This is a genomic window from Thioalkalivibrio thiocyanoxidans ARh2, assembly GCF_000385215.1.
In the GTDB taxonomy this organism is placed as follows: Bacteria; Pseudomonadota; Gammaproteobacteria; order Ectothiorhodospirales; family Ectothiorhodospiraceae; genus Thioalkalivibrio; species Thioalkalivibrio thiocyanoxidans.
The window spans coordinates 58959-84357 of sequence record NZ_ARQK01000058.1 but is presented as its reverse complement, the minus strand read 5'-3'; the positions used below and the strand labels follow the sequence as shown (position 1 = coordinate 84357).

Sequence of the window (25399 nt, the reverse complement as noted above, 5' to 3'; positions counted from 1 at the left end):
GATGCATGTGTCGAAATGACGCATCTGCAAGTGTGATGGTGTTCAACTTGCTCGCGGTGCCCTAAGGCTGAAAGCGCCTGCTGGCGCGAGTTTCCGAGATCAGGTCGTTTTGGCACGGAGCCTGCTTTGCTTTGGACCAAGGCCCGAGCAATCGCGACGGGCCATCAAAAGCCAACCGATCTGAAGCAGCAGGAGGCGCACGATGGGACACAAGACCGGTACCGCATATTCGATCGCGCTGGCCCTGGGCCTTGCCCTGGGCGGTGCGAGCACGGCGGCCGCAGAGGACCCGACGGTGTTCGAGCAGGAATGGACGGATGATCCCGAAATGTTCGCCGACGATGTCAGTGAAAGCGATCTGGAGAGCTTCCTGGCTGCGGCGCATGCCGCTCAGGACATCCGCGCTGAATACGCGGACGACATCGCGGAGGCGGAGGGCGAGGACGCCCAGGAACTGCGTGACGAAGCCAACGACGAAATGGTGGCAGCGATTGAGGATGAGGACCTGACGGTCGAGGAATACCAGGATATTGCCTACCTGATCGACAACGACAGCGATCTCGGGGAGCAATTCGCCGAGATTGCGAAGGGTTCGTAACCTGCACAAGCACTACGCCTGCTATCTCCCAGGACCCCGGCGGAGGCTTTGCCCGCTGGGGTTCATTGTGTGAGGGCTGCTGCGCGGCGTCGGGGGGTTATCAGGGTCAACCGCCTCGAGCAGCAGCAGGGATGGGACCTCGTCCGCTTGCAGGGGTCGGGCGAAGTAAAACCCCTGGATGCGGTCGAACCCGAGTTCCCGGCTCAGTTCGATCTGGTGCCGTGTCTCGATGCCCTCGGCCACGGTCGTCAGGCCAAGTGAGCCGGCCAGCAGTGCGATGCCTCGCGCGAGATCAGCGGCCGAGGGATCGTGGCCAAGGTTGGAAACAAGCTGACGGTCGAGCTTGAGCGTGTCGATCGGAAACCGGTTGAGGTAGGCGAGGGATGAATACCCGGTGCCGAAGTCGTCGATGGCGAGATGCACTCCCAGATGCTTCAGGGCCGCGAGGGCGGGTTTGGCGTCCTCGAGCACGAGCACGGTCTCGGTGAGTTCGATGGTCAGGAGGTCGGGCGGCAAGTGGTGTCGCTTGAGCGCGCGAGCGACATCGTATGCGAGTTCGGGGCGGATCAGGTCCCGGGCGGAGAGATTGATCGCGGTATACCAGGGCTCGCGGCCCTGCGCCTGAGCGTGGTTCTTCCACTCTTCGGTCTGTCGACAGGCCTCGGCGACTACCAACTCCCCGATATCGTGTATCAGAGAAGAATCCTCAGCCACGTCGAGGAAGTCCGCCGGGGTGAGCTCCCCGTGTACCGGGTGTTGCCAGCGGATCAGTGCCTCGACTCCGACAAAACGGCGCTGGCGGATCGAGTAGATCGGCTGGTAGCGCAGAAAGAACTCGTTGTGCTTCAGACCTCGCCGAATGTCGAACTCCTGGCGCATGCGCCGCAGCTCCTCGGTGACCGGGCGCAGCGCGGGAATGACCAGCCAGGCCATCAATTGCCCGATCCCAACGAAGAATGCCGTGCGCGTCAGCCAGCGTTCGGTCTCCTGGGCGGTGGCCGTTGCGACATCCACGTAGGTCAGGGGGCCGGCCAGCACACCGGCTACCAGCGCCACGATCAGGGCGGCGCCTGGGCCAAAGCGCGCGGCGGCAAACAGGATCGGCACGTAGTAGAGGTGCGGCACGATGCGGTCGGCACCGCCCGCCAGGTAGGGGATCAGCCAGGAAAGCAGGAGGCCCCCGACAATAATGAGCGTCGCGGAGACAAAGGACATCCCGACCCAGGAGCGGAGCGTGGTGCGCGCCAGGTATTCGGAATACCAGGACCCGTTTGCCTGGAGAGGTGCCGAGTCGGACCTGGACATCGGGAGCTCCTTGCTGGTTGCCGCCGGCCCATCCATGGGGCGGTGCCCGCCACGGCGGCTTCAGGAAGTCAGAGGTTCTGAAATAATGTCGCGCTCGGAGTTGTCTGGAGTCTAGTACAGCCCACAGCAAGTGCGAGCCATGCGTCCCTGTGCCGGGTGCAGATGTAAATCACGTGCTGTCCCGAGCTGTGAACATGGGCGTGGCAGGGGCGCGGAGTCTGCAGGATGCGGGCGATCTGCTGGACCGGCGCCATCGCGGGCGAGGCTATTCCGGGAGGAAGCGAATCTTGCCGTACCAGGCCTCGATGGTGCGTTCGGTGTCGTCGCAGTCGGTCATGATCGCGACGGCATCGATGGTGTCGATCTCGCGGTCGTGCAACTGCCGGAAATCCTCGCGCACATTGCGCCGCTCGGTGACCCATTGCCCGGTTTCGTCGGGCGCGCCGGAACGCACGGCGAGCATGCGGGCCTGGCTCGCGTAGGCATTCGGCCAGTCGGCACCTTCCGGTTTCTCGCTGGCCCACACGTAGTTGATCGCGCGGGTGCGCCAGCGCAGGAGGCCGCCATCCTTCACGACGTATACGCGCGCCGGGTAGTCGTCACCGGCACGTGTGGTCTCGTCAATGCCACTGAATGTCTCGTCCACGCGCCAGCTCCACTCGAGGATGGGGGTGCGTTCGAGGTCGATCGTCTTTTTCAGGTACAGCCCGGACGCGCTGTTGTCGCAACGCGCGTGGAGCGCCTCGCGCCCGTCGATCTCGACGGGCTCGTACTGCGTCTCGCCCTCGAACACCTCTTTCTCCCAATTCAGGATGTCGGTGGGGGTGAATCGCGGTTCCGAGGCAAGGGCAAGCCCAGGGGGGCAGGCGAGAATAACGGCAAGCAGGAGCCGTGGAAGCCGGTTGTCGGTTGGCGGGTAGCGGAACGGGTTGCTGATGGCCATGGCCCACCCTTTCCTGCCTCATGAATCTTCAAGCATAGGTGACGGCTGACCCGACGGGAAGCCCGAGCGCGGGGGCGGGGCCGCCCGTCCAGCACGCTGACACGTTCAAGGGAGGCATGGAGGCCGTCCGAGCAGGTGGTGTGGAAGCGCCCGAAGCGCGGCGACGGCCTCGGGCGCGAAAGGGGATTACTCGTGAACCACGATGCGTTGGCGGGTGGGGTGCAGGTCCACGCGGGACTTGGATTCGGCGCAGGCTTCCGCGACCTGCTCCAGTCCGGGCAGGTCGTTCCGCCGGGCAAGGTGGCGCAGCAGTTCGCTGCCCTGGCAGTCGATCAGCACCTCGCCGTCCTGGCGGCAATGGAACGCGGTGTCGTCGACGGTCCAGTCCATGCCATCGGGCATATTGAGTACCACGGGTTCTTTTTTCAGGACCTGCATCTTGGCCTACATCGCGTGCTGTCCGTCATCCCAGTTCACTGTGGGGACGTTGTCGTAATGGTGCATTGGGCGTGCTCCTGTTGCCTTCCCTGTGGATTCGGAAGTGCAGCTTCTTCCCTGACCACTACACACCCACGTTAGGAATGTTGCCCCGGGGCGCGTCAAATTCGTGCACGCCAGGGATTGCCAATGCGGACTGCGTTGAATGCGCCATGCAGACACCCTATAAGAAAGGATATGCAGAATTCGCGAGGACCGAACCATGAAAACGTCCAGCAACCGGATTTTCCGGGTGTTCGGGATCTGCTGCCGGGGGCCGTGGTTCCTGGCGGCATCGCTTGCGCTGCTGGCGGGTTGTGCAACGCCCTTCCCGGACCCGGATCCCGCCAAGCAGTTTGCTGACGGGCTGACAGCGGAGGAGCTCTTTGCCCGGGCCATGGCAGCCCATGGAGGGGATCTTCGCGAGTACGACGGTGACCTGAACCAGTCCACTGATGGCGAGTGGGGACGGATGGTGCAGCGGGTTCAGCCACTGGTGGCGGATGGTGGATACCGCGGCCAGGGCGAGGAGCGCTACCGCCCCGCGGACGGGCTCTATGCGGTTCATTACACGGGTCCGGAGGGCACCAAGACGGTAGTCCGCCAGCGCGACGACATTCGCGTGTACTACAACGGCGAGCGCAGCGATGACGAGGATCGGATCCGCGCAACTGCGATGACCACCGATGCCGGCAAGCTGTTCCACTACGGACCGACCTTCGTGAAGCACCGCGCGATATCAATGACGCGGCTGGAAGATCGCCGCGAGGATGGCGTGGACTATCGTCGTGTGCTGGCGACGATCCAGCCCGGCTTCGGCAAGGCGGACGAAGATCAGGTGGTGATGTGGATCCACCCCGAAACCGATCGGCTCTACCGGGTGCACATCACCCTAACAGGCTTCGAACCGACCCGGAATGCGCACGTCGACACAACCTTCCTGGATTACGAGGACGTCGGCCCGTACACGCTTCCTTCGCGCTTCGAGGAGCGCGTGCTCGGGCCGATCCGCCTGTTCGTGCACGAGTGGTGGGTGACCGGTCGTGACCAGGATCGTGGCTGGACCGACGACGATGTCCGGGGGCCGGAGTTCACCGGGGCGGCCGCGCGGCCGGCCGGAGAATAGGCGCGACGCTTGCGTGACCACTGGAGCAGCCGCAGGAAGGTCTGTGGTAGCGCGTTGGCCTGAACGAGTACGGCGAGTCCGGCCTGTTGCAGGATCCGGGCGCGCACCAGGCGGGTGACCTCGGCCGCGTAATCGGTGTCCAGGATGCGGCTGCGGGCCGCTGCCAGGTTGTCGCTGGTAATGCCCAGGTGGGCAATGGTCGACTCGAAGCGGTTCTGGATGGCCCCGAACTGGCTGCGCCGCGCGTTGACCGCAGCCAGCGCGGCATCCAGCCGTCAACGGGCGTCGCTGGCCCCCTGGCGCGAGGTCAGGTCGGCATCGTTCAGGCTCCCCCCGGGCTGGGTGGTGGCCGGCAGCCCGAGTTTGTCGATGGCGGTCTCACCCAAGATCGTCAGGGTCTCGCGGGCGATCAGGTTCAGCCGGCCGTCGTCGGTCAGGAGCGCGCCCGGTTGATCCCAGGGCGCGGTCGATCGCGGTCGCCAGCTCCTGCGGCGTGCGATAGCGGCCTGCAGGGACCTCCACCGGCTCGCGCTCGCCCACACGGATGAAGAAATCCTGCTCCACCTCCAGCGGCTCGGCCGCGAAGTGGGGCTCCAGTTCGCCGGAAGAGGCGCTGGCAATGGCACCCACGAAGCGGTTGCGCAGGCTGTTGCCGAGCTCGATGGCGAGAGTCTGCGCGGCCACTGTTGGGCGAACTTGAGGCCCGTGGGAATACTGATCACAGGGCAGGGGGTGATGCGCAGGCGTGCACATCGGCGCATGTTTCCTTAGGCTGCGCCAATTGGACTGGATTGGGAGGGGGCCATGGCCGATACGCAACCCGGACACCGGTATTCGCGGTTCTGGCGCATAGTGATCGCGATCCTGCTAGGGGTCGGGCTGGGGATCGTCTGGCTTTATGTGACCGCCCTGCTCGGGCTTGGCGGCGGGATCGATTTCATGCCCGTGCCGCTGGCCCGGACCTTCGAGTGGGGCACGCCGCTCCTGCTGCTCGGCGGGGCCGTCGGGTTTGCGCTGGGGCGGGCGCGGCTGGCGGCTGCGTTGTTCGGGCTGGCCGGGCTGTTGCTGCTGGTGGCTCTGGTCTTCGAGGGTGTTCGCGTGATGCTGCAGGATCCCGAGGCACGGAGCTATGAACACCAGATGGCACAAACGGCACGGGAAGGGGCCCGCCAGATAATCGAATGCGACAACGGCGAGACGCTACTGGTGCGTAAGGACCGACTGACCCCGGAAGAGATCGCGGTCCTGCAGATCCAGCGCATTCGTGCCGACGGGCGACTGGACCCGGAATTGCTGGCGACCACGGGCGTGGGCTACACGCCGAGTATCAGCGAGGGCATGCGACCGTATCTGGATAGCTCGGTCGAGTGTGATCTGGAAGGCTTTTCCAGTGCCGGGGAGGTGCTGGGCCGCCTGGAGGCATTTATTCAGGAACACCAGCCGAGGCACTCCAGTGCCGTGGCACCGGTCGAGCTGGTGGAACCGGAGTAGCCGCATCGGCATTGGACGGGCGCACCCGGCAGGTCCAGTAGATGCCGTGGAATTCGAGCATGGCGGCGTCGCCCTTGGTCCAGAAGACGATCTGCTCGTCGGGATTGGCGTAGCGGGCCCCGGAGGCGACGTCGGTCGCCTGCAAGACGGCCCTGGAGCGCCCAAAGCGCAGTTCGGCCTCGTTGCCACTGAAGCTTGCCATCAGGTTCGGGCCGCGATCACAGCTGTAGGGCACATCGCGTGCCTGCTCGGCGGTCGGGGGCAGGGTGCCGCAGGCCGCGAGGGCCAGTGTTGCGCCGATGACAGTCCAGGTCCGCACGCGCCGGTTCTCCTGCGGTTCAAGTGGACCATCCATGATACGCGTAGCCGGGTGTTGCACGTGAAGGCAGCGCTGTGACGCGGGATTCGAGCCGTTATAGTGGGAGCCAAGACACGAAAGGCGATTACGTTTTGTTTCCGCGGTGGTTTCTGGTTGCTTACCTGCTGTTTGTCTGCGTCCTGGTACCGGTCTATGCGGTCCATTACGGCTGGCTCAACTTCCTCTGGCTGTCCAATCTTGCGCTGATCGCCGGGTGTGCGGCGGCCTGGCTGGAGAGCCGGCGCCTGGCCAGCATGCTGGCTGTGGGCGTGGTCCTGCTGGAAATGGGGTGGGTGATCGACTTCCTGCTGGGCCTGATGCTGCTGGGCAATCCGCCATTCGGCTTTGTCGGCTACATGTTCGATCCGGAGCTCCCGCTCTACCTGCGGCTGTTCTCCCTCTACCACCTGCCGCTACCGTTTGTGCTGTTGTGGATGGTCTGGCGCCTGGGATACGACCCTCTGGCGGGCCGCTTGTGGGTGCTGGCGGGCTGGGCCGTGCTCTTGTTGTCGTATGTGCTGTCGACACCCGAGGCGAACGTGAACTGGGTGCTGGGGCCGTTGGCGCGCCCTCAGGAGCTGGTGCATCCCTATGTGTGGCTCGCAGCCCTGATGGCCGGCTGTGCCCTGGTCTGGTGGCTGAGTCATCGCATGCTGTGGTGGGGCATGGGTCGCTTCGGGCACGTTCATCCGCGCCGGGAAGGCGAGCGCGGTTGATCTGACGCAGTGGGCCCCGGCCCGGGACAGGCGATACTCTCCCGGGAACGCTTTTTCGAGGAGCGCGCGCACATGACGCTTTTCTGGGTGGCCCTGGTGCCGTTCGTGGTGCTGTTTGTCTGGCTGGTTCCACTGCGTCGGCCGGCCTACGAGGCGGCGCCACTGGCCTATCTGGCAACACTGATCATTGCCCTTTGGGTCTGGCAGATGCCGGGGGCCGTGCTGGGCGCGAGTCTGCTGGATGCGGGCGTGGTGTTTGTCGAGGTCATGTTGATTGTGGCCGTCGCGCTGCTGGTGCTGAACGTGATGATCGCGACCGGTCACATGGATGCGATTCAGTCGGTGATCGCGAGCGTGTCGCGCGACCAGCGCGTGCTGGCGATGCTGCTGGGGTGGGGCCTGGTCGGGTTCGTGGAGGGCATCGCCGGGTTCGGGACCCCGGCCGTGCTGGCGGCGCCGCTGCTCGTCTACTTCGGCATGAAGCCGCTCAAGGCCGTGGCGATTGCCCTGATCGGCAACAGCACGGCCGTCCCGTTTGGTGCGGCGGGCACCCCTGTGGTGATCGGCTTCGCGGGGCTGGGGCTGGACGATGCGGTGGTACAGGAGGCGGTGGTACGCACGGCGTTCATCCTCGCGCTGCTGGCCGTGTTTATCACCATATTCATGACCTGGGTCGCGACCCTGGGGGAAGAGAAGGGGCGCTTTCGCGAGTTTGTGCCGTTCGCGGTGCTCTCCGCACTCGCGTTCGGTATTCCGTATGCGCTGGTCGCGTGGCTGATCGGGCCGGAACTGCCCTCGATCGTCGGCGGCGTCGTCGCGATGGTGGTCATCGCGCTGGCTGCGCACAAGGGTTTTCTGCTCCCGGCGAGCCTGCGCAACACCGAGACCGAATCGGCCCCGATCAGGCGCGTGCTGATCGCCTTCATGCCGTTCGCCGTGATGTCTTTGGCCTTGATTGCCTCGCGCACGGTGATGCCCCTGCGCGAGGCCCTGCAGTCGGTTCGCTGGTCGCCGGGGGAGTTCCGGGGTGTGGAACTGGGGCAGAGCCTGGCCCCGCTGTACACGCCTTATTTCTACTTTGCCCTGGCGCTGGTGACCGCGCTGATCCTGTTTCGCGTGGGGCGCACCACGCTGGGCGAGGCCGTGGTGGCCACCGGACGCAAGCTGCGCGTGGCCGCGATTGTGCTGATCTTCATCATCGCGCTCACCCAGATCCTGCTGATGTCCGAGCTGAACGCGGCGGGGCTGCCCTCGATGCCGCAGGTGCTGGGGCAGGGGCTGGCCGACTGGCTGGGCGGTACGTTCGTGCTGTTCAGCGGATTCCTGGGCGCGCTGGGGTCGTTCATGACCGGAAGCGCCACGGTCTCCAATCTCCTCTTTGCCCGCCTGCAGGCCGATACCGCGGAGGCGGTGGCATTGTCGCTGCCGTCGATTCTCGCCCTGCAGCTGATCGGATCGGGCGTGGGCAACATGATCTCGCTGCACAACATCGCCATGGCGGCCGCAGCCTGCGGTCTGAAGGCACGTGAAGGCCAGGTGGTGCGGGAGACGATCGTGCCGGTCGTTGTGGTGTGTCTCGGGGCCGGCCTGCTGGCGTTCGTCTGGTAGGAACCCGGCCCCGAACATCATTTGCCCGATTGTGGCTAGAAGTTGTAGCCAAGCCCCACGGTGTAGGCAAAGGCGCCATCGCGGAAGGCTTCTTCCGCGTCGCTCGAACGCCGGAAGAACCACTGATACTCCACCCGGCCCAGTACGTAGGTGTTTTCCAGAACGTAGTACTTCAGGCCACCCTCCAGACCGGCAAAGCCGCTGTCACGAACGCCATCGCCGTAGATGACGCCCAGGCTGCCGCCACCGAACGGGCGCAGCCGTCCGTCCCGCGTTTGCAGGTTGGCATAACCGCGGGTCGATCCGTTCCAGAAGTCATCGCGCAGCCTCTCGCTCTCGATGTTGGCGTAGTTGACGCTTTGGCGAATCCCCAGAATGAAGTGGTCACGCAGATACCATCCCATCTCGCCGGAGATGCCAAAGCTCGTATTGTCGAACTTTCGGTCACTGCTGCCGGTGCCGGACAGCGAGAATTCGCGGTCGCCCTGGGAAGGACCGAAATTCGCTGCGGACCCTTGCTGAGCCTGTGCGGCCAGGGGAAGGGCTCCGGCCAGACAAAGTGTCAGCGCCAGTAGTTTTTTCATGTTGCAGGGCCTCTTTGTTAGACCCGGGTCCAGGATGGATCGGGGTCATGTTCCAGGACCAGGCTCGGCTATGCCGACTCCAGCTCCTGAGGCCAGATTGCAAGTGCGGGGGAGGGCGGTTCTGTACGGTGGCGTACACAGAACGCGCCCCAGTGCTTGCCCCAAACCGAAGAAGGTCCGTATGCCCCGCGCAATCAGACTAAAACCGACGAGCCAGATGATGTTGTTCAACATCAGAAAGGGCCTGATTCCGGGAATGGAGGCCGGGGCGCTACTCAGGGAGGGGCGAGTGCGACTGCATCGGTAGCGAATGCCTATACTCGAAATACGACCGGCAATCCCGCCGATTATCCACTTGGGAGGGCAGGACATGGACTGGAACAGGGTTCAAGGCAACTGGAAGCAGTTCAAGGGCAAGGTCAAGGCCCGTTGGGGCAGGTTTACCGATGACGAGCTCGAATCTGTGGCGGGCAAACGCGATGAACTGTCAGGACGAATCCAGGAACAATACGGTGTCACCAAGGACGAGGCAGAAAAGCAGATCAAGGAGTTCGAGAAGAAGGTGGATCGGGAGAAGCACTGAACAGCCAGAGTGCGCGGGCAACGCGCCCTCCCGGTTCAGTAAGGTTGCGTAGTCGCGGGTTCACCCAGGAGGCGGCTGTACTCGCGGGCAATCACCCGATAGCACTCGCAGCTGCGCGCCTCGAGTCCCGGACGATCCAGGATGATCAGGCGCCCACGATGGTAGGTGATCAAGCCGGCCTTTTGCAGTCTGCCCGCGGCCTCGGTGACGCCTTCGCGCCGAACCCCCAGCATGTTCGCGATGAGTTCGTGAGTCATGCTGAGCTCGCGATGCGGCGCGCGGTCATCACTTAGCAACAGCCATCGGCAAAGCTGTCGCTCTACCGAATGATGGCGGTTGCAGGCGGAGGTCTGCGCCATTTGTGTGAACAGCGCCTGTGTGTAGTGCAATGTCAGGCGTTGCAGTTCGCCAGCGTGCGAAAATGCCTCTTTTACGATGGCGCTGCGAATGCGGTAGGCATGGCCCGGCATGCGCACCGTGGCCCGGGTGGGGGTCGTATAGCCGCCCATCAGCAAGGAAATTCCGACGACCCCCTCACGGCCGGCCACCGCAATCTCGCCACACTTTCCGTCTTCCATTACGCACATCAGAGCGACAATGGCCTCGGTGGGGAAATAGACGTAATGGGTGTCCGTGGGCGATTCGTAGAGGCTGGTCCCTTGCTGTCGCAGGATTGCTTTGAGGTGAGGGCGCAGGTAGTCGTATTCGCTGTCGGGCAAGGCCGCGAGCAATCCATTGTCGCGGGGCGACAGGCCGATCGATTGGGGCAAGGGCACCGGCAGGTCCGTTTGGTTTCCGGGGAAGTCGAAGATCCGAAAGCTTCGGATGATGCATGGCTTCAGCATACCCGCTCGAGCAATGCCAAACCCCCGCGGTGGCGACTGAAATCTTCCAGACGCCGACACCATTTTGCTGTTAAGCCGATTGGCTCAGCCGCGTCCGGTCGTGGCAACCGGCGTGCCCCGATGCGGAGTGGGAAGCAATCCCGAGGGGAGAAAGCCCCCTCGGGACTGGACGCAGGGTCCTGCCTAGTCGCGTTCGTATTCCGGCGCCTCCTTGAGCGTGTCTTCATCCATGTCAATGTAGAGCTTGACCTCGTCGTTCTCGGTGGAGCGGTCGATCCGGTCCCAGGCGATGGCCACGTCCTTCTCGCCCATGCCGAGGACGCCTCCGGTGCCGATCACAACCGCGATAATACGGCCGTCCTGGTCGATGACCAGGTCGCTGATCTCCCCGACTTCTTCATCGCTGTCTCGACTATGGACCTTCTTGTCCATCAGGTCGGAGGCATGCAGTCCCTGCGCAGGCATCCGGTCGATATGGGGTGCATCGTCACGGTCATTGGCATCCTGTTCCTCCATCGCATTGCCGTCATTGGTGTCCATCTCGTGCTCGTCCGCCATTGCGCCGCCGATGCCAAAGGCGAGCACGGGGATCATGGCCGCGGCGAGTTTCAGTGAAGTGAATCTGTTCATGGCTTGTCTCCTTAAAAGTGTCCGGCCTGGGGCCGGCGGTCGACAGGTCACGCTGATCGCACGGGCGCGCATACCGCACGATGCAGTCGTATCGCTGATCCTGGGTGCACCGACAACCGGCGTCTGTACGCTGAACCACAAACGCTCGCACGCGTGGTGCGAGGACCCCTATGTGTCGCTGTGGAGACCACCTGGGCGCGTGTTCCGCGACCCTTTCCCACAGGATCGATCCCTGTTCACATCTTTTTCGCAATGCAGTGCTAGTCTCAGGACGAAGACCGGCACTCAATTGCCTGGTGATGCAAGGGGCGCCGATGACGTTTGTCCAGTTCAGGGGCGTAGTCAGCCAATGCCCTCGGCTTGGCCTGGTGGCGCTGTTGTTTCTGTTTTTTCCGGGGCCCGTTTTCTCGACACTGGATCAGCAGGACGTAGCCGCCCTGAGCCAGGACGGGATCGTGCATGGCATGCAGACGATCCGACGGGATTCTGGATCACAGGAGCGGAAAGACGGGTCTGTCCAGGAATCCCCTTCGCTCGGACCGTCGAATGGGTTGTCCCGTCGCCTGTGCATGGGCGAGAACGTTGTGCATTGCGGATTGAGCCGAGAGGTCGCTCACGGAGCTCAAGCCATGGTCTACGAAGGACGCGGAGAACCGGACCAGACCTGGTGGTACCTCATTGCGATGATTGCGGTGGGTACGTTGCTGCTGGTCAGCCTGCTTCTGGCTCACTACATTTGGCTCAACCGTCGGCTGCGGCACGAGGCCAGGCTGCACCAGGAGGTCGAGACGGTGTTGCGCAAGCAGCAGGACGAGCTTGTGCGCCTGGCCAACACGGACCCGTTGACCGGGGTCTGGAATCGCTTGAAGTTCGAGGGCGAGGCCAAGCACGAGGTTGCCCGGGCCGAACGTTACGATCTGTCCCTTTCGCTGATCTTTCTGGACCTTGACCACTTCAAGGAGGTCAATGACCGCTATGGGCACGCGATGGGGGATGCCATCCTGCGCGAGATGTGCGAACGGGTAAAGGACAGCTTGCGGGACTCGGACCATCTGTGCCGCTGGGGCGGCGAGGAATTCCTGATTCTGGTGCCCCACGCGGATCTGGACCGTGCGACGCTGCTGGCGGAGAAGCTGCGCCACGCTGTGGCCGATGTCCCGGCCGCCCATGGACAGCCCATGTCCGTTAGCCTTGGGGTCGTGTCCCGCGAAAGCGGGGACACCCTGGAGGATCTTGTGCGCAAGGCCGACGTGGCGCTGTACCGGGCCAAGTCCCGCGGCCGGAACCGCGTGGAGGTTTACCATCCCGGCGACCAGTCTGGCCTGCCTTGAGTCAGGAGGCGGTCAGCGGCTCGATTCGCAGTTCGACACGCCGGTTCAGGGCCCGCCCCTGTCCGTGGTCATTGTCCGCAATCGGGCGGTCCGGTCCATGACCGATGGCCATGATGCGGGCGTCCCCGATGCCTTTGGCATGGAGGTGCTGTGCGACGGACAGGGCCCGTTGCTCCGACAGGTGTTGATTGAATTGGCGCGCGCCGGCGGAGTCCGTGTGGCCGGCAACCGTGATGATGCTCGCGTGATACTCCTCCAGGACCTGTCCCAGCGCGTCGAGGATCGGCACCATGTCCGGGTGAATCGTTGCACTGTTGGTCTCGAAGGCGAGGTCACCCGCGAAAGTCAGGGTGATCGTGCGGTCCTCGCGGGAGAGCTCCACGCCCTGGTTGGCCAGATCCTGACGCAATCGGGCGGTCAGAACGTCCATATAGAAGCCCACACGGTCCGTGGCCACGGATTCGTGGCCCTCGTCCAGCAAGCGCTGGCGGCGTTCCGAGATGTCCTGGTCATTGCGCGCCAGATAGAGTCCGTTACGGGTGTATCCGTAAGACTGATCCTGCGAGGCCCCATCATCGCTGTCGGCAGCCCGTTCCCGACTCGGCTCTGCCGATGGCTCGCTGGCGGTGTCGGCATCGCGGGTGGGCATGAGCTCGCAGCCGGTCAGCAGCAGCGTCGCGACGATCACGGCAAGGCTATTGCGGCGAAAGATCGTACTCACTTCGATTCCTCGGAGTCATGGCACCAGTCGCGAAACGCGGGCCCAGTGATCGGGCGACTGAAATGGTACCCCTGCCCAAACCTGACCCCTTGCTGGCGCAGCCATTCCACCTGATGTCGGGACTCGATGCCTTCGGCCACGACATCCAGTTTCAGCGAGCGCGCCATGATGATGATATGGCTGATGATGTTACTGGTCACCGCTTCATGGCCGATGGCGTCGGCGAACGTCTTGTCGATCTTGAGTGTATCCAGTTCGAAGCTCTCGAGATACGCCAGGCTGGAGTAGCCGGTACCAAAGTCGTCAATGGCGATACGGTGGCCGCGCGCGCGAAGGGCCGTGATGCGTGCGCGAACGTCATCCGTGTTGAGCAGCGAGCGCTCTGTGATCTCGAGCTTGATGGCGCGGGCCGGGACCCTGGCTTTCTCCAGCTCGCGCTCCAGCGCCTCGCTGAAGTGGGTGGAGGCGAGGTCCTGGCCGGTGATGTTCAGATTGATCGGGCAATCCGGGCGGGCACGGAGTTGCGGTCCCAGTTCACGGAGAACGCAGCGCAGGACGGCGAGCGTCAGGTTCGTGCCCTGTCCCGTGTCCTCGGCCAGTGGCACGAAGACATCCGGGCCGATGGTCTCCTGGTTCTCCCGGCGCCAGCGCGCCAGGGCCTCGGCACCCTGACAGGTGCCCGTTTCCAGATCAACGATGGGCTGGAAGACCACCTGCAACTGGTCATGCGCGATGGCCTCGCGCAGTTCCGAAGCCAGGCTCAGATGGTGGCGGAAATAGCGCAGAATCAGGAACAGCCACATACCGATCAGCAGCAGCCCCAAGGCCCCGGCACCAGCCAGTGTCGGGAGATAGCGTTGCCAGAACTGCGCCATCGGTTGCACGGCGATGATGTCAATTGGAAAGATCGTGCCCAGTGACGAGCGACTCACCATCCGCTGTGCGTCACGGTCTACGGTCAGGCCAGGTTCGAAGGAGTGGAGATCGGGCAGGATCGCCGCGGAGGGATGCGTGACCATGGGCATGGATTCGACCCACAGCCCCACTTTCTGGTCCTCCAGCAAGCCTGGCGTGACCAGCAAGCGGGGGTCGATCGCGATATCGTGCTGACCATAGCGCATCAGGAACAGCTCCACGCCGCCCACGGCCGTGCTGGGGCTCGGCCACCATGCGACCAGACCACTGTCGTAGATCCGGCTGGCCTTGGGTGGCGTCAGGGCGTCGCCCTGCACGAAGCCGGCGCCACACACGCGCTCGACGGCCCGCCAGTAGCCGACGGCGCGAATATAGGGTCGCGACATCGCAGCGTCCTGGAGTTTGTTCAGGTGTTCCGTGGAGCAGGGCGTTGCGTCGAGCGCATTCAATTCGTCCAGAAGGTCGCGTGCGTCGATGATGGCCCATTCGGTCTGCTTGCCAAGGCGCTGCGCCAGTTCATCCAGGCGCTGTTCCTCGGCGACCACTGACCCCTGCCACAGGTACCAGCCCAGCAAAAACAGCGGGAACAGCAAGCCCAGGACCGTTACGCCGAAGACGGCAAACAGCACTTTGTCGCGCCGGGAGGCCATCGCGGGCAGCCCTCCGAAGGGATCCGATAGGGAAGATTTCAGGAGTGTAGCACGGGGTTATTGCGGCCCCATGCATTCTGGTCCGAACGTATAGTTCTGCTGCACATCGGGAGTGAGACGATGGATACCAGGCGGGAGCTTCAGGAGAAGTCGCCGCAGTCGCTGAGCCAGCATGATGGGGTATCGGTGGCGTGTGACTGCTGTTCGTGCGAGGCGGAGCCTTACTGGTGGGGTGTTGCCGCAGAGATGGGGATCGATCCGGAGTCCGAGAAACCGGACCGGGCGGCACAGGCCACCCGGCCGGAACTAGGTTAGTCAACCTCGACGGAGCCCTCGGCCTCGCCTTCGCCTTCGGCACCGGCTTCGGCACCGCTACCACCGGCTTCACCGCCAGCGCCAGCGCCGGCACCTGCGTCGGCGCCAGCGCCGCCACGGGCATCGTCGTCCTGACGGACATCACCGCTGGCTCCGGCATCGCCGCTTGCGCCAGCACCGCCTTCGGCACCCGGGGCCTGGCCTTCGGCCGCCGCGCCACCGGCCGTCCCGCCGCTGGCTTCGCCACCCATTTCGGAACCGCCGGCGGCACCGCCACTGGCTTCGGCACCGGTCTCGGCGGCACCTTCGGCGGCTGCGCCCAGGTTTTGCGCCTGTGCGGTGGCGAGACCACCCAGCGCAAACATCGAGGCGAGGGCAAAGGCAATTGCAGTCTTGCGATAGCTAAACATCAGTACAACCTCCTGCTTCGGATTCGTGAACGTTACTTCCGTGCGTCATGACCGACCGGCCGGGCATCGGCTTGTGCCGGTCTGCGTGTACACGTCTAGCGTGCGCTGCCAGGCGAACGAAAGGGTGCCGCAGGAAAGGTGCGAACAGCTTCACCTGGGGGGAGCCAGGAACCGGACTGCGATCAAACTATGGATTGGCGGGTTCAGTCGGCCGTGCTGGAGGCGCAATGGCCGATGGAGTCGGCTGCACAGATGCGCCCGTCGATCCAGATGGCGCGGTCCAGACGGACCCCCTCGAGTTGTACCCCGGCCACGTCTGCACCGGTGAGGTCGGCGTGGCGCAGGTCCGCGCCCATGAGCCGGGCGCCGCGGAGTCGAGCTCCGCGCAGGTTCGCGCCGGTCAGCAGCGCGTCCGAGAGATCAGCGCCTTCCAGGCGGGCCCCGTCGAGGTCTGTGTAGCGCAGATCGGCATCCATGAGTTGCGCGCGCTCCAGCCGCGCGTTGCTCAGGCGGGCGTCATACAGGCTGGCCCCGGTCAGGTCGGCCCCTCGCAGCGCGGCCCCGGCCTTGTTGCAGTAGTTCCAGTTCACCGAGGGGCCGGGGGGCGCATCGCAATCCGGTGTGGGTGTGGCCTCCTGATGCAGCGCGAACCAGGCGAGCAGGCCGGCGACCAGAAACAGCGCAACCCCGGATATGGCCCAGGGACGCGGGCCCTGCACCCATCGGCGCCACGGAAAGGGCGTGCGATCGAGGAGATCCGCCCATAGCTGGCGATGGCTCAAGGTCTCCAGATTCTCGGGACAGCGGCGGTCCCCCTTGCGCTGTTCGCGGTAGATCGGTTCCGAGGCTCGGGAACGGCGTTCCCGCAGGCGTTCGTCCTCGCGCAGCCGGGCGCGTTCCAGACGTTCCCGGCCTCCGGGGGTGTCGGCCAGGCGGACCTCCTCAGGGATCAGGTGAGGGCGCTCGGCGATGCGAACCCAGAACTGTCGGTCCTGGCTGACCTCGTCCTGTTCGGTCAGGCGCCCCAGGATCAGGAAACGCCCGATCTGGCGCGCGGGGTAGGGCCCGCAGACTCCGTCCGGCCGCCGCAGGAACCAGCGCTCATGACGTACGGCCTCCGACGAGGAGGGCGATGGGGCCACCACCTCGTCGGTCGAGTCGGATGGATCGGACGGTCGTGTGGTCACCGACTCGCCCCTTGTTCACTCGTGCCGGAATGGTCCGGTCGCCGGTCCTTCAGGTAGTGGCGCAGCTCGTCGGCGCTTGGCTGGGCCGCATCCAGAATCAGGTGTATTCGGTTGAAATGTAATAGTTGTGCGCCTCCCGTGTCCGGTGTCAGGTAGAGATCCGGACGTTCACGTTTGATCATCTCCCGGATCAGCGACTTCTGCATGACGCTGAAGGTCTTGAACAGCAGATCGGTGAGTCCGGGCTGCGGCCGGTCGCTGGCATTCCAGGCACCCGATACGTCGACGGCGATGACGATGTCTGCCTTGTCCTGCAGCAGGTCGTAGGGCAGCGGATTGGAGGCTCCGCCGTCGATCAGCAGGCGTCCGTCATCGGCAGGCACGGGTTCGAACAGACCAGGGACCGCCATGCTTGCCGCGATCGCCGGAAAGAGCTCGCCCTCCTGGAGGGCGACCGTCTGGCTGGTCCAGTAGTCGGTTGCTACCACGGTCAGCGGGATGCGCAGCTCGTCGAAGCTGCGGGCAGGGGTGTGCTCGGCCAGAAACCGCAGAAAGGTATCCGCGTCCAGCAGGGCGTTGCGGCCCAGGCGCAGGGGTATCAGCTCGAACAGTTCGAGATCCGAACGCGCCAGGCGGGACAGGGCGTCCATCTCCGAGCCGGCGAAATCGTCGAAGATGTCGAGGATTTCCTCCGCGCTGAGCCCGGCGGCATACAGGCCGCCGATTATCGCGCCGATGCTGGTGCCTGCGATATGGTCCGGCTGCAGACCGAGGTCGTCGAAGGCCTGCAGTATCGCGATGTGCGCCAGACCACCCGCGCCACCGGAGCCCAGGGCCAGGCCAATCGTCGGGCCCCGATCGGTGGCCGGTTCCGCATCGTCGCCGGTCGCGGGCATCGCCAGGAATGCCAGGAGCACGGCGATCAGCAGCCCCGCCCCGGGACGGGCCGTCGAGGTTTGGCGCTGGAGGGGCTTGATCGCGAACACGTGGATGCTCCGGCAGGTACTGTCCGCAGTATAGCGGTCGGTCTGGCTTGGCGTGGCTTGCTACCCTGAATCCCCTGCATACCGATCCGCATCACAGATGAATCCGCAAGCAACCCCCAACCTGGGCGTGTCGCAGTGCCTGCTGGGCGAGCCGGTGCGCTATGACGGTGGTCACCGGCGGGATGCCTTTCTGGTCGACCGCCTGGCACGCCATGTCGCGTGGGTACCCGTTTGTCCGGAGGCGGTGCTGGGCACGCCGCGCGAGCCGATGCACCTGGCGCGGGAAGGGGCACGCCTGGCGCTGCGCGGGAACGAGTCGGGTGGGGACTGCACGGGGCCCGTGCAGGGCTTTGTTCAAGCGCGCGTGCCGGCCCTCGCGGATGCCGGCCTGGATGGCTATGTATTCAAGGCACGATCGCCCAGTTGCGGGCTGCAGGTTCGTGTGGCGAACGAGGCCGAGCCCTCTGGGGGCTTGTTCGCCGCCGCACTGACCGATGCGCTACCCGATCTTCCCGTGATCGAGGAGGCCGGGCTCGTCGGTCGGGATACCCGCGAGGCCTTTCTCGAGCGCGTTTTTGCCCATGCGCGGATCCGAGGGTTGTTCGCCGCGCGCTGGACCCCGCAAGACCTGGTGCGTTTCCATACGCGCGAGAAGATGCTTCTGCTTGCCCATGACCGTGTCGGCTATGACCAGCTGGGGCGCCTGGTCGCACAGGCATCCGCGCGACCTCGTGACGAGGTCACGCGGGGATACACGCAGCGGTTTATGCGGGTGCTGGCCAAGCCCGCTTCGGTCGGCCAGCATGTGAACGTGCTACAGCATTTGGCGGGGCACTTTCGCGATCACCTCGACCGCTCCCGCCTCGCGGACCTGCATCGTGCGATCGACGCCTGTCGCCGGGACGAGTGCCCGCGACCGCATGTCTACGCGCAAATCCGTGCCCTGGCAGAAGAGCTGGATATCCAGTGGGTGCGCGAGCAAAGCATCCTGACCCCGTTTCCCCAGGAACTCCTGACCGAAGAGACTCATGACTGACGTCGCCGCCACCCCGATCATCGTACGCCTGGCCCCGGAGATTCACCTGAAGTCGCCCAGCACCCGGAGGCACTTCACGCGGGTCCTGCGGCGGAACCTCAAGCGGGGGCTGACCGGCATCCCGCATGAGCTGCGCACCCAGCAGGGCCGGCTGGTGCTCTATACACCGAAGCCGGAGGCGGCACAATCGGTCCTGCGCAAGGCCTTCGGGGTCAGTACCTTTTCGCCGGTCGAGGTGGTGCTCAAGGAGGTCTCGGTGGAACGCCTTTGCGAGGTCGTGGGCGCGCATTTCACGGAGGCGGTGCGCGGGCGCCGGTATGCCGTTCGCTGCAAGCGGCATGGCCGCAAGGATCTCTCGGCGACCGAGGTCGAGCGGCGGGTAGGCGCGGTGCTGGACGGGCCTGGCAGCGTCGACCTGGACAACCCGGAAGTGGTCGTCCGCATCGATCTGGATCGCGAGCAGGCCTGGATCTATTCCAGACGCGAGCAGGGGGGAGGGGGATTGCCACTGGGTGTGCAGGGGCGCGCCATGGTGCTGATTTCGGGCGGGTTCGATTCCGCGGTCGCCGCCTGGTACATCATGCGCCGCGGGACAGCCGTGGACTTCGTCTTCTGCAACCTCGGTGGTTCCGTGCACGAGGAGATGGTGCTCGCAGTCTGTCGCCGCCTGGTCAGCGACTGGGGCGCCGGCATCCGGCCCAGGATGTTCAGCGTCGACTTTTCCGGCGTGGTCGAGGATCTGCGGGCGAAGGTGCCCGGCGATGCCTGGCAGATCGTGCTGAAACGGCTGATGTATCGGGCGGCCGAGCCGATCGCGCGCAAGCGGGGCGCGGAGGCGCTGGTCACCGGCGAGGCGCTCAGTCAGGTCTCTTCGCAGACGCTGTCGAACCTGGAAACCATCGATGCGGTGGCCGGCCTTCCCGTACTGAGACCGCTGATCGGATTCGACAAGGCCGAGATCATGAACCGTGCCCGGGCCATCGGCACATTCGAGCTGTGCGAAAAGGTCCCCGAGTTCTGCGCGATCGCGGACCAGCGGCCGATGGTCACAAGCGAGCGTGCGCAGATCGAACGGCTGGAAGCGGCACTCAGTGACGCTTGTCTGGAGCACGCCGTCGCCGAGGCCCGGATGCATGATCTGGGCGCGGTGCCGGCAACGACCGAGCGTACGGGGTCGCTACTGGTGGACCGGATTCCCGACAGGGCGGAGATAATCGACTGTCAGCCGCCGGATCTGTACCGCGACTGGCATGTTCCAGGCGCGGTGAACCACCCGGCGGATGAACTGGCCGCGAGCTTCGAGCGACTGCCGCGTGACCGCTCGTATGTGCTTTACTGCTTTCGCGGGACGCAGTCCGCGGTGCTGGCCGAACGCATGCGGGCCGCGGGCTATGATGCGCGGGCCTTCGCGGGCAACGTGGCGAAACTGCGCCGACAATGGGAAGGACGCCCGACTGCCGATGCGGGTGTGTGACATTCCCCGTCAGGGGCTCCCGGGGGTGACCAGTACGCGTCCGCGGATCTGGCCGGCCAGCAACGCGTCGGCACGCTGTGGAAGCCGGGACAGACCGGTCTCTTCGGCCAGGCAACGCTCCAGCGTCTGCGCTGACAGGAGTTCGCCGATGCGTTGCCAGACCCGTTCGCGGTCGTTCGCCGGATATTGAACCGAGTCGATGCCCTGCAGGCGAATGCCGCGCAGCAGAAACGGGATGACCGTGGTGGTCAGCTCCGCACCGCCCGCGAGCCCGCAGGCCGCCACCACGCCGCGCGCCTGCGTCTCGGCGAGGGCGTGGGCGAGGGTATCGCCACCTACGCTGTCGATCACGCCCGCCCAGCGTTCGGACAGCAGCGGGCGGTCGGGTCGCTCGGCAAGCTCGGTTCGGGGCACGATCGAGCAGGCGCCCAGGGCCTCCAGATGGGCGGTGTTCTCCGGCCGTCCAGTGGCGGCCGCGACGCGATAGCCCAACGCGGCAAGGAGTGCGATCGCCAGGTTGCCCACGCCGCCGGAGGCGCCCGTGACCAGGATCTCGCCGCTCTCGGGGGTGATACCGCCCTGTTCCAGCGCCTCGACCGCCAGCATGGCGGTAAACCCGGCCGTGCCCACGATCATCGCGCTACGCGCATCCAGCGTGTCCGGGATCGGGGTCAGCCAGTCGCCCTGGACGCGGGCGTACTGTGCAAAGCCGCCCCAGTGGCGCTCGCCGACATGCCAGCCCGTCAGCAGGACGCGATCCCCCGGCCGGTAGCGGTCATCGGTGGACTCTCGCACCGTGCCGGCCAGGTCGATCCCCGGCACATGGGGGTATTCCTGCACCAGGCGGCCGAGACCGTTGATGATCATCGCATCCTTGTAGTTCAGCCCGGAGTGTTCAACGGCGACCAGCACCTCGCCGGCGGGGAGGTCGCTCCGGTTCAAGGTGCATACGTCGGGGATCGGTCGCGGGTAGCCGGTCTGCAGCCGCAGTGCGCTGAAAGTGTCTGTCGAGGTCATGGCGGGTCTGTATTCGGGTATGGGCCGCATGGCCCGCTACGGGGACAGCAGGCCGGCGCGAAAGAGTTCGTCGTAGGTCGTCAGGCCTTGTTCGGCCTTGTCCATGCCGTCATCGAGGAGCATGCGCCGGCCCTTGTCGGACAGGCGCTGGCGCAGTCCGCGGTCGTCGCGGTGATCGAGGATCGCCGCGGCGTCATCGTCGTCCAGGTGCCAGACCTCGAAGATGCCGATTCGGCCATGGTAGCCGAGATTGTTGCATGCGGAGCAGCCGCGCGCGGTCCAGATCGTCTCGGGGGCTTCGCGCCCACTGATACCGAGCCACTGTCGCTCCCTGTCGTCCGGTGCCCGGCGTTCGTGGCAATGGGGGCACAGACGTCGGACGAGGCGCTGCGCGATCACCAGTTCGAGCGTCGGTGCAATCTCGAAGTCCTCCAGGCCCATATTGCGCAGGGAGGCGACGGTACCGACCGCATCGCGACTGTGGAGGGTGGCCATCAGGGAGCGCCCGCTGGTGGCGATGTTGATCGCCCCCCGCGCAGAACCGCCATCGCGGACCTCGCCCACGAGCACGTAGTCCGGATCGAGTCGGAGCAGTGTCTGGGTACCCTGTTCGAAATCGAGCCCCTGTTCGCTGTTGATCTGGATCTGGTTGATCCCGGGGATGGCGTACTCCACCGGGTCCTCGAGGGTAATGATTTGCTGCGGCGTCTGACCAATCTCGTGCAGCAGGGCGTAGAGCGTCGTCGTTTTGCCGCTGCCGGTGGGGCCGGTGACCAGCAGCACACCGCCGGCCGTTTGTGTCCATTGGCGGATCGCGTCGAGCTCGCGCCCCGGCAGGCCCAGGTCCCCCAGGTCCTGAAAGGCGTCCGGCTCGGCCAGGATGCGCACGGAGAGCTTGTCGCCGTTGATGCAGGGCACCGTGGTGACACGAAGATCCAGGTGCCCCGTGTCTTCACCGCGCCAGGCGAAGCTGCCTTCGGCGGAGTTCAGGGTTGGCATGGGGTCCAGGCCGGCCAGTGTCTTGAGCTGGTTGGCCAGGAGCTCGCCCAGCCCGGGCTCGAGGGTGATGGCATCCACCATCAGGCCGTCGATGCGCAGGCGAATACGATAGCCGTGGGGTTCCGGGTCGAGGTGGATATCCGAGGCGCGTACGGCCACGGCGTCCTCGATCAGGGCATGGGCCTCGAGCCGGCCCTGCGCGTGTTCGTCCTCGTCGAGGTATTCGCGCAGGCCGGGGACAAGGTGGGGTTTCAGCGCGCGTCCGTCACCGGGCGTCTGGCGGAGGGGTTCCGGCATTCAGCCCCCGGTCGAACGACAGGACTTACCGTTGCGGGCGTTCGCGCAGCTCGCTCGCGGAGCGCGTGACCTGTGCCTCGCGGTCCAGCATGATCAGGGCCTGAGTTTCCTCGGCCTCCTCGCTCATCAGCTGGTCGCCTTCGACCCCGGGTGGCGGGCTTTGAGGACGCATCTCCATGACTTGGGCGAGGGTGGGCAGCTCGACTTTGGACACCAACTCGGCGGTGGCGTCCTGGGCCTGCGGATTCTGCATCGTCAGCACGAAGCCGGTCGCCAGCACGAGCAGCGACAGGATGAACGGGTGCTGTTGTTGGGCCGTATGCAGGGGACGCGTATCGAACATCGATGCAGCCTGAGTCAGAGTCTTGATCCATGGACAATACCCGCGGGAGCGGGTTCATTCAAGCAACCACGATTGCCTGGCGAGTGTCCGTCTCAGGCAACCCGGCGGCAGACCAGAAAGACCTCCCCGACATCCTCCGTCGGGATCATGCCCGGGTAGAGCTGCAGCGTCTTTTGCCGCTTCAGGGCCATCGGCATGAAGTAACGGTTGTAGTAATGCATGGCCGTATCGCGATGATGCTGCAGGAACCACATACCCAGCCGGGTGAGCAGCGACGAGCGGGGCTTCATGCCGAAGACAGCGCTTTGGTCGATGACCAGACCATGGCGTTCCAGCAAGGCGAACAGCCTGTTGGGTGTGTAGCGCCGATAGTGCCCCACGATTTCGTCGAAGCGGGTCCAGTACTGCGGATGGAGTGGCGTCGACAGCAGGATGCGCGCGCCCGGTGCCGCGACTCGCGTCAGTTCGCGCAGGGCCTGCTCGTCATCCTCCACGTGCTCGATGATATCGAGCGCACAGATCAGGTCGAAGCGCCCGTCTTCGTAGGGGAGGTCGCCGATGACCGCGGACTCCGCATGCCCGCCCTCGGCTCGCAGCGTGCGCAGGGCGGGGTCGCTGATGTCGGCGAAGTGAGTGCCGGCCAGGGGCAGCCGTGGACGCATGCCGGGCCCGACTTCGAGGCGCTCGCAGCCTTCCCGATTGAGTCGGCAGACCAGGGGCCAGGTATTGAACTGATCGGGTGACACCAGCTGCGAGTCCTTCCACAAGTCATTGTAGAAACGACGGTTGGTGTCGAGGAGCCGATCGTGGTCGGCCATGTGCGGGGAGGCGGGCTCAGGCACGCAGACTTCCGGGAAGCGAATGTGTGATGAGTATAGGGATTCTGTACAACCCCATGGCGGATACTGGGGGACGCATGCGGGAAGCTGTGAAGAGGTTCCGGGTTCCGGCCCCGGGAGGGCGCGCTGGTCTGGAGAGATGCCAGTCAGCCGAACTGCTGTTCCGCTGACTCATCTGGCTGTGCGGGGACCGAGACCACGCAGTTTCGTCCCCGGGCCTTGGCGTTGTAGACGGCCTCGTCGGCCGCACGGAACAGGTCATTGAGTTCGGCATTGCTGCCGGGCTCTCGGCTGGTGACGCCGAAGGATGCGGTGAGCGGCAGGCCCGCCGGGCGCAGATCCTGGATCCGCTGGCGCAGGTCCTCGGCACGGGTATGGGCATCGAACAGGTCGCTGCCCGGCATCAGCATCAGCAGCTCCTCGCCGCCAAAGCGGATGGGGACCTCGCCGGGGGCGGCGACCGCCCGCAGGAGCTCGCCAATGGCTGCGAGGACCTCGTCGCCGATCAGATGACCGTGACGGTCGTTGATGGCCTTGAAGTGGTCGAGGTCCATCAGGATCAGGGCCAGTGGTTGCTCGCGGCTGCACGGATCGTCGACATAACGGCTGGCGAAGTCGGTCAGGGCATTGCGATTGCTGAGGCCGGTCAGCGGGTCGACCATGGCCAGTTCGTAGTGTTTCTGGCGCTGGAGGCGTACCTCTTCCACCAGTCGCTTGTTGTTCAGCAGGTTGCACAGGCGCGCTCGAAGTTCATCCCCCTGGAAAGGCTTGGTGATGAAGTCATTCACCCCCAGGCGAAACAGCTCCGCGCGACGATGCTGGTCATCCAGCCCGGACATGGCGACGATCGGCATGGCGGTCATGTCCGGGCATTGCTGACGAATGTGCCCCACGAGCCCCATCCCGCTCAGGTCGCCCTCGACCAGGATATCGGTCAGGACCAGGTCGAACTGCGACGGCTCGAATGCCGCGAGGGCCGCGGCGGCGCTGGTGTAGTGGACGATATCGAGCCCCATGGGCTCCAGTGCGCGGTGCAGATAACGCGCGGCGGTAGGGCTGTCCTCCACGTACAGAATGCGGGCGCTGTGGAGGTGTTCCAGAGGCTGCGCGTAGCGTTCGGCCTGCTGGAAGAGGTCGCCAATGTTGGTCCGGTCGTGGACGTCGGTCGCCCCCACGGCGAAAGCGCGTTCACGAATACGTCTGTCCGGGTTGGACGTGAGGATGATCAGGGGGAGACCCTGGCCGTAGCGCTTCTTGCGCGCCTCGCGGCAGAATGCCAGGCCATCCATGTCGGGCAGGTTCAGCGCAACGCAGGCCAGCTGCGCGCGGAAGATCTCAAGGCGCGCGAGGCCCTCGGCGCCGGTGCCGGCCATGCTGGCTTCATGCCCGGCGGCGCCCACCATGCGGCTCCACAGGGCCCGGAACACGCGCGAGCGATCCACCACCAGAATCCTCATGATCCCGGCCCCTGTTGGTGATCTGGCGGTGGCCCCCTGTGGCCGCGCATGTCCTTGCTCCCGAGTCCATCCTGAAACTGCAGCCTCCGTGCTGCCGCTTCGTATAGTGCGTGCTGTGCGCCTTTGCAACAACTTTGACGCGGCAGCCCCGCGGTGGC

Annotated in this window: 27 protein-coding genes and 1 pseudogene; 10 read left to right on the top strand and 18 right to left on the bottom strand. The window is 65.1% G+C overall.

What is annotated here, in order from left to right; translation table 11 throughout:
• Positions 1 to 202 precede the first annotated feature (202 nt).
• Positions 203 to 598 (top strand): DUF4168 domain-containing protein, encoded by a 396-nt coding sequence (locus G372_RS0110935; protein ID WP_019624131.1) that lies wholly within the window; start codon positions 203 to 205, stop codon positions 596 to 598.
• Positions 599 to 619: 21 nt separating this feature from the next.
• On the opposite strand, the gene G372_RS0110930 is transcribed toward G372_RS0110935, so the two are convergent.
• The 3 genes from G372_RS0110930 to G372_RS0110920 all read right to left on the bottom strand — a co-directional run bounded on the left by G372_RS0110930 (position 620) and on the right by G372_RS0110920 (position 3284).
• Positions 620 to 1903 carry a putative bifunctional diguanylate cyclase/phosphodiesterase gene (locus G372_RS0110930; RefSeq protein WP_019624132.1) on the bottom strand — a complete coding sequence of 428 codons (1284 nt, stop codon included), beginning with the start codon at positions 1901 to 1903 and terminating at the stop codon, positions 620 to 622.
• Between the two features lie 265 nt (positions 1904 to 2168).
• The gene (locus G372_RS0110925) at positions 2169 to 2846 is read right to left on the bottom strand and encodes a DUF3047 domain-containing protein (RefSeq protein WP_019624133.1); all 678 of its coding nucleotides are present in this window, start codon (positions 2844 to 2846) and stop codon (positions 2169 to 2171) included.
• A gap of 186 nt (positions 2847 to 3032) precedes the next feature.
• The gene (locus G372_RS0110920; RefSeq protein WP_019624134.1) at positions 3033 to 3284 is read right to left on the bottom strand and encodes a hypothetical protein; all 252 of its coding nucleotides are present in this window, start codon (positions 3282 to 3284) and stop codon (positions 3033 to 3035) included.
• Between the two features lie 406 nt (positions 3285 to 3690).
• On the opposite strand from G372_RS0110920, the gene G372_RS0110915 reads away from it, so the two are divergent.
• Positions 3691 to 4449, top strand: coding sequence for a hypothetical protein (locus tag G372_RS0110915; RefSeq protein ID WP_026340369.1), 759 nt, complete (start codon positions 3691 to 3693; stop codon positions 4447 to 4449).
• A 20-nt stretch (positions 4450 to 4469) separates the two neighbouring features.
• Here the strand turns inward: G372_RS0110915 and G372_RS14230 are convergent.
• Positions 4470 to 5130: pseudogene (locus G372_RS14230) on the bottom strand (flagellin); the annotation flags it as partial.
• A 123-nt stretch (positions 5131 to 5253) separates the two neighbouring features.
• On the opposite strand from G372_RS14230, the gene G372_RS0110900 reads away from it, so the two are divergent.
• Positions 5254 to 5940, top strand: a complete 687-nt coding sequence (locus G372_RS0110900; RefSeq protein ID WP_018863928.1) for a hypothetical protein — start codon at positions 5254 to 5256, stop codon at positions 5938 to 5940.
• On the opposite strand, the gene G372_RS0110895 is transcribed toward G372_RS0110900, so the two are convergent.
• On the bottom strand, positions 5873 to 6259 hold the full coding sequence (locus tag G372_RS0110895) for an MliC family protein (RefSeq protein WP_026372265.1): 387 nt from the start codon (positions 6257 to 6259) through the stop codon (positions 5873 to 5875). The genes G372_RS0110900 and G372_RS0110895 overlap by 68 nt on opposite strands.
• Before the next feature lie 131 nt (positions 6260 to 6390).
• On the opposite strand from G372_RS0110895, the gene G372_RS0110890 reads away from it, so the two are divergent.
• Together G372_RS0110890 and G372_RS0110885 are read left to right on the top strand one after the other, a co-directional pair.
• Positions 6391 to 7014 carry a hypothetical protein gene (locus G372_RS0110890; RefSeq protein WP_019624138.1) on the top strand — a complete coding sequence of 208 codons (624 nt, stop codon included), beginning with the start codon at positions 6391 to 6393 and terminating at the stop codon, positions 7012 to 7014.
• A 72-nt stretch (positions 7015 to 7086) separates the two neighbouring features.
• Positions 7087 to 8622: an L-lactate permease gene (locus G372_RS0110885; RefSeq protein ID WP_018863926.1), complete on the top strand. Its 1536-nt coding sequence runs from the start codon at positions 7087 to 7089 to the stop codon at positions 8620 to 8622.
• A gap of 35 nt (positions 8623 to 8657) precedes the next feature.
• Here G372_RS0110885 and G372_RS0110880 read toward each other — a convergent pair whose 3' ends face one another.
• A complete protein-coding gene (locus G372_RS0110880; protein ID WP_019624139.1) occupies positions 8658 to 9206 on the bottom strand; it encodes a hypothetical protein in 549 nt (182 codons plus the stop codon).
• A 370-nt stretch (positions 9207 to 9576) separates the two neighbouring features.
• Between G372_RS0110880 and G372_RS0110875 the strand changes: the two genes are divergently transcribed.
• On the top strand, positions 9577 to 9789 hold the full coding sequence (locus G372_RS0110875) for a CsbD family protein (protein ID WP_018863925.1): 213 nt from the start codon (positions 9577 to 9579) through the stop codon (positions 9787 to 9789).
• A gap of 35 nt (positions 9790 to 9824) precedes the next feature.
• Here the strand turns inward: G372_RS0110875 and G372_RS0110870 are convergent, their stop codons facing one another.
• Positions 9825 to 10565 (bottom strand): Crp/Fnr family transcriptional regulator, encoded by a 741-nt coding sequence (locus G372_RS0110870; RefSeq protein ID WP_026340370.1) that lies wholly within the window; start codon positions 10563 to 10565, stop codon positions 9825 to 9827.
• A 252-nt stretch (positions 10566 to 10817) separates the two neighbouring features.
• Positions 10818 to 11264 carry a PRC-barrel domain-containing protein gene (locus G372_RS0110865; protein ID WP_019624142.1) on the bottom strand — a complete coding sequence of 149 codons (447 nt, stop codon included), beginning with the start codon at positions 11262 to 11264 and terminating at the stop codon, positions 10818 to 10820.
• Positions 11265 to 11893: 629 nt separating this feature from the next.
• Here G372_RS0110865 and G372_RS0110860 point away from each other — a divergent pair.
• A complete protein-coding gene (locus tag G372_RS0110860) occupies positions 11894 to 12595 on the top strand; it encodes a GGDEF domain-containing protein (RefSeq protein WP_018863922.1) in 702 nt (233 codons plus the stop codon).
• Between the two features lies 1 nt (position 12596).
• Here the strand turns inward: G372_RS0110860 and G372_RS0110855 are convergent, their stop codons facing one another.
• Together G372_RS0110855 and G372_RS0110850 are read right to left on the bottom strand one after the other, a co-directional pair.
• Complete coding sequence (locus G372_RS0110855) at positions 12597 to 13316, bottom strand: OmpA family protein (protein ID WP_018863921.1); 720 nt, start codon at positions 13314 to 13316, stop codon at positions 12597 to 12599.
• Positions 13313 to 14881 (bottom strand): EAL domain-containing protein, encoded by a 1569-nt coding sequence (locus G372_RS0110850; RefSeq protein ID WP_019624143.1) that lies wholly within the window; start codon positions 14879 to 14881, stop codon positions 13313 to 13315. Before G372_RS0110850 ends, G372_RS0110855 begins: the two co-directional genes overlap by 4 nt.
• Before the next feature lie 120 nt (positions 14882 to 15001).
• On the opposite strand from G372_RS0110850, the gene G372_RS14495 reads away from it, so the two are divergent.
• Positions 15002 to 15196, top strand: a complete 195-nt coding sequence (locus G372_RS14495; RefSeq protein ID WP_018863919.1) for a hypothetical protein — start codon at positions 15002 to 15004, stop codon at positions 15194 to 15196.
• Here G372_RS14495 and G372_RS0110840 read toward each other — a convergent pair.
• The 3 genes from G372_RS0110840 to G372_RS0110830 form a co-directional block, all read right to left on the bottom strand.
• Positions 15193 to 15606: a hypothetical protein gene (locus tag G372_RS0110840; RefSeq protein WP_019624144.1), complete on the bottom strand. Its 414-nt coding sequence runs from the start codon at positions 15604 to 15606 to the stop codon at positions 15193 to 15195. The two genes, G372_RS14495 and G372_RS0110840, sit on opposite strands and share 4 nt — an antisense overlap.
• Positions 15607 to 15809: 203 nt before the next feature.
• Positions 15810 to 16793 carry a pentapeptide repeat-containing protein gene (locus tag G372_RS0110835; RefSeq protein WP_019624145.1) on the bottom strand — a complete coding sequence of 328 codons (984 nt, stop codon included), beginning with the start codon at positions 16791 to 16793 and terminating at the stop codon, positions 15810 to 15812.
• On the bottom strand, positions 16790 to 17779 hold the full coding sequence (locus G372_RS0110830) for a patatin-like phospholipase family protein (RefSeq protein WP_019624146.1): 990 nt from the start codon (positions 17777 to 17779) through the stop codon (positions 16790 to 16792). The genes G372_RS0110835 and G372_RS0110830 overlap by 4 nt, the downstream gene beginning before the upstream one ends.
• A gap of 97 nt (positions 17780 to 17876) precedes the next feature.
• Here G372_RS0110830 and G372_RS0110825 point away from each other — a divergent pair, with 97 nt between their 5' ends.
• Together G372_RS0110825 and thiI are read left to right on the top strand one after the other, a co-directional pair.
• Entirely contained in the window at positions 17877 to 18815 is a 939-nt protein-coding gene (locus G372_RS0110825; RefSeq protein WP_019624147.1) for a DUF523 and DUF1722 domain-containing protein, read from the top strand.
• Complete coding sequence (thiI, locus tag G372_RS0110820) at positions 18808 to 20289, top strand: tRNA uracil 4-sulfurtransferase ThiI (protein WP_019624148.1); 1482 nt, start codon at positions 18808 to 18810, stop codon at positions 20287 to 20289. The genes G372_RS0110825 and thiI overlap by 8 nt, the downstream gene beginning before the upstream one ends.
• A 9-nt stretch (positions 20290 to 20298) precedes the next feature.
• Here thiI and G372_RS0110815 read toward each other — a convergent pair whose 3' ends face one another.
• The 5 genes from G372_RS0110815 to G372_RS0110795 form a co-directional block, all read right to left on the bottom strand.
• Positions 20299 to 21306, bottom strand: a complete 1008-nt coding sequence (locus tag G372_RS0110815; protein ID WP_019624149.1) for an MDR family oxidoreductase — start codon at positions 21304 to 21306, stop codon at positions 20299 to 20301.
• A gap of 36 nt (positions 21307 to 21342) precedes the next feature.
• Positions 21343 to 22602: a GspE/PulE family protein gene (locus G372_RS0110810; protein WP_019624150.1), complete on the bottom strand. Its 1260-nt coding sequence runs from the start codon at positions 22600 to 22602 to the stop codon at positions 21343 to 21345.
• A 25-nt stretch (positions 22603 to 22627) separates the two neighbouring features.
• On the bottom strand, positions 22628 to 22945 hold the full coding sequence (locus G372_RS0110805) for a hypothetical protein (protein WP_019624151.1): 318 nt from the start codon (positions 22943 to 22945) through the stop codon (positions 22628 to 22630).
• A 92-nt stretch (positions 22946 to 23037) separates the two neighbouring features.
• The gene (locus tag G372_RS0110800) at positions 23038 to 23787 is read right to left on the bottom strand and encodes a class I SAM-dependent methyltransferase (RefSeq protein ID WP_026278956.1); all 750 of its coding nucleotides are present in this window, start codon (positions 23785 to 23787) and stop codon (positions 23038 to 23040) included.
• A gap of 143 nt (positions 23788 to 23930) precedes the next feature.
• Complete coding sequence (locus G372_RS0110795) at positions 23931 to 25241, bottom strand: GGDEF domain-containing response regulator (RefSeq protein WP_019624152.1); 1311 nt, start codon at positions 25239 to 25241, stop codon at positions 23931 to 23933.
• Between the last annotated feature and the right edge of the window lie 158 nt (positions 25242 to 25399).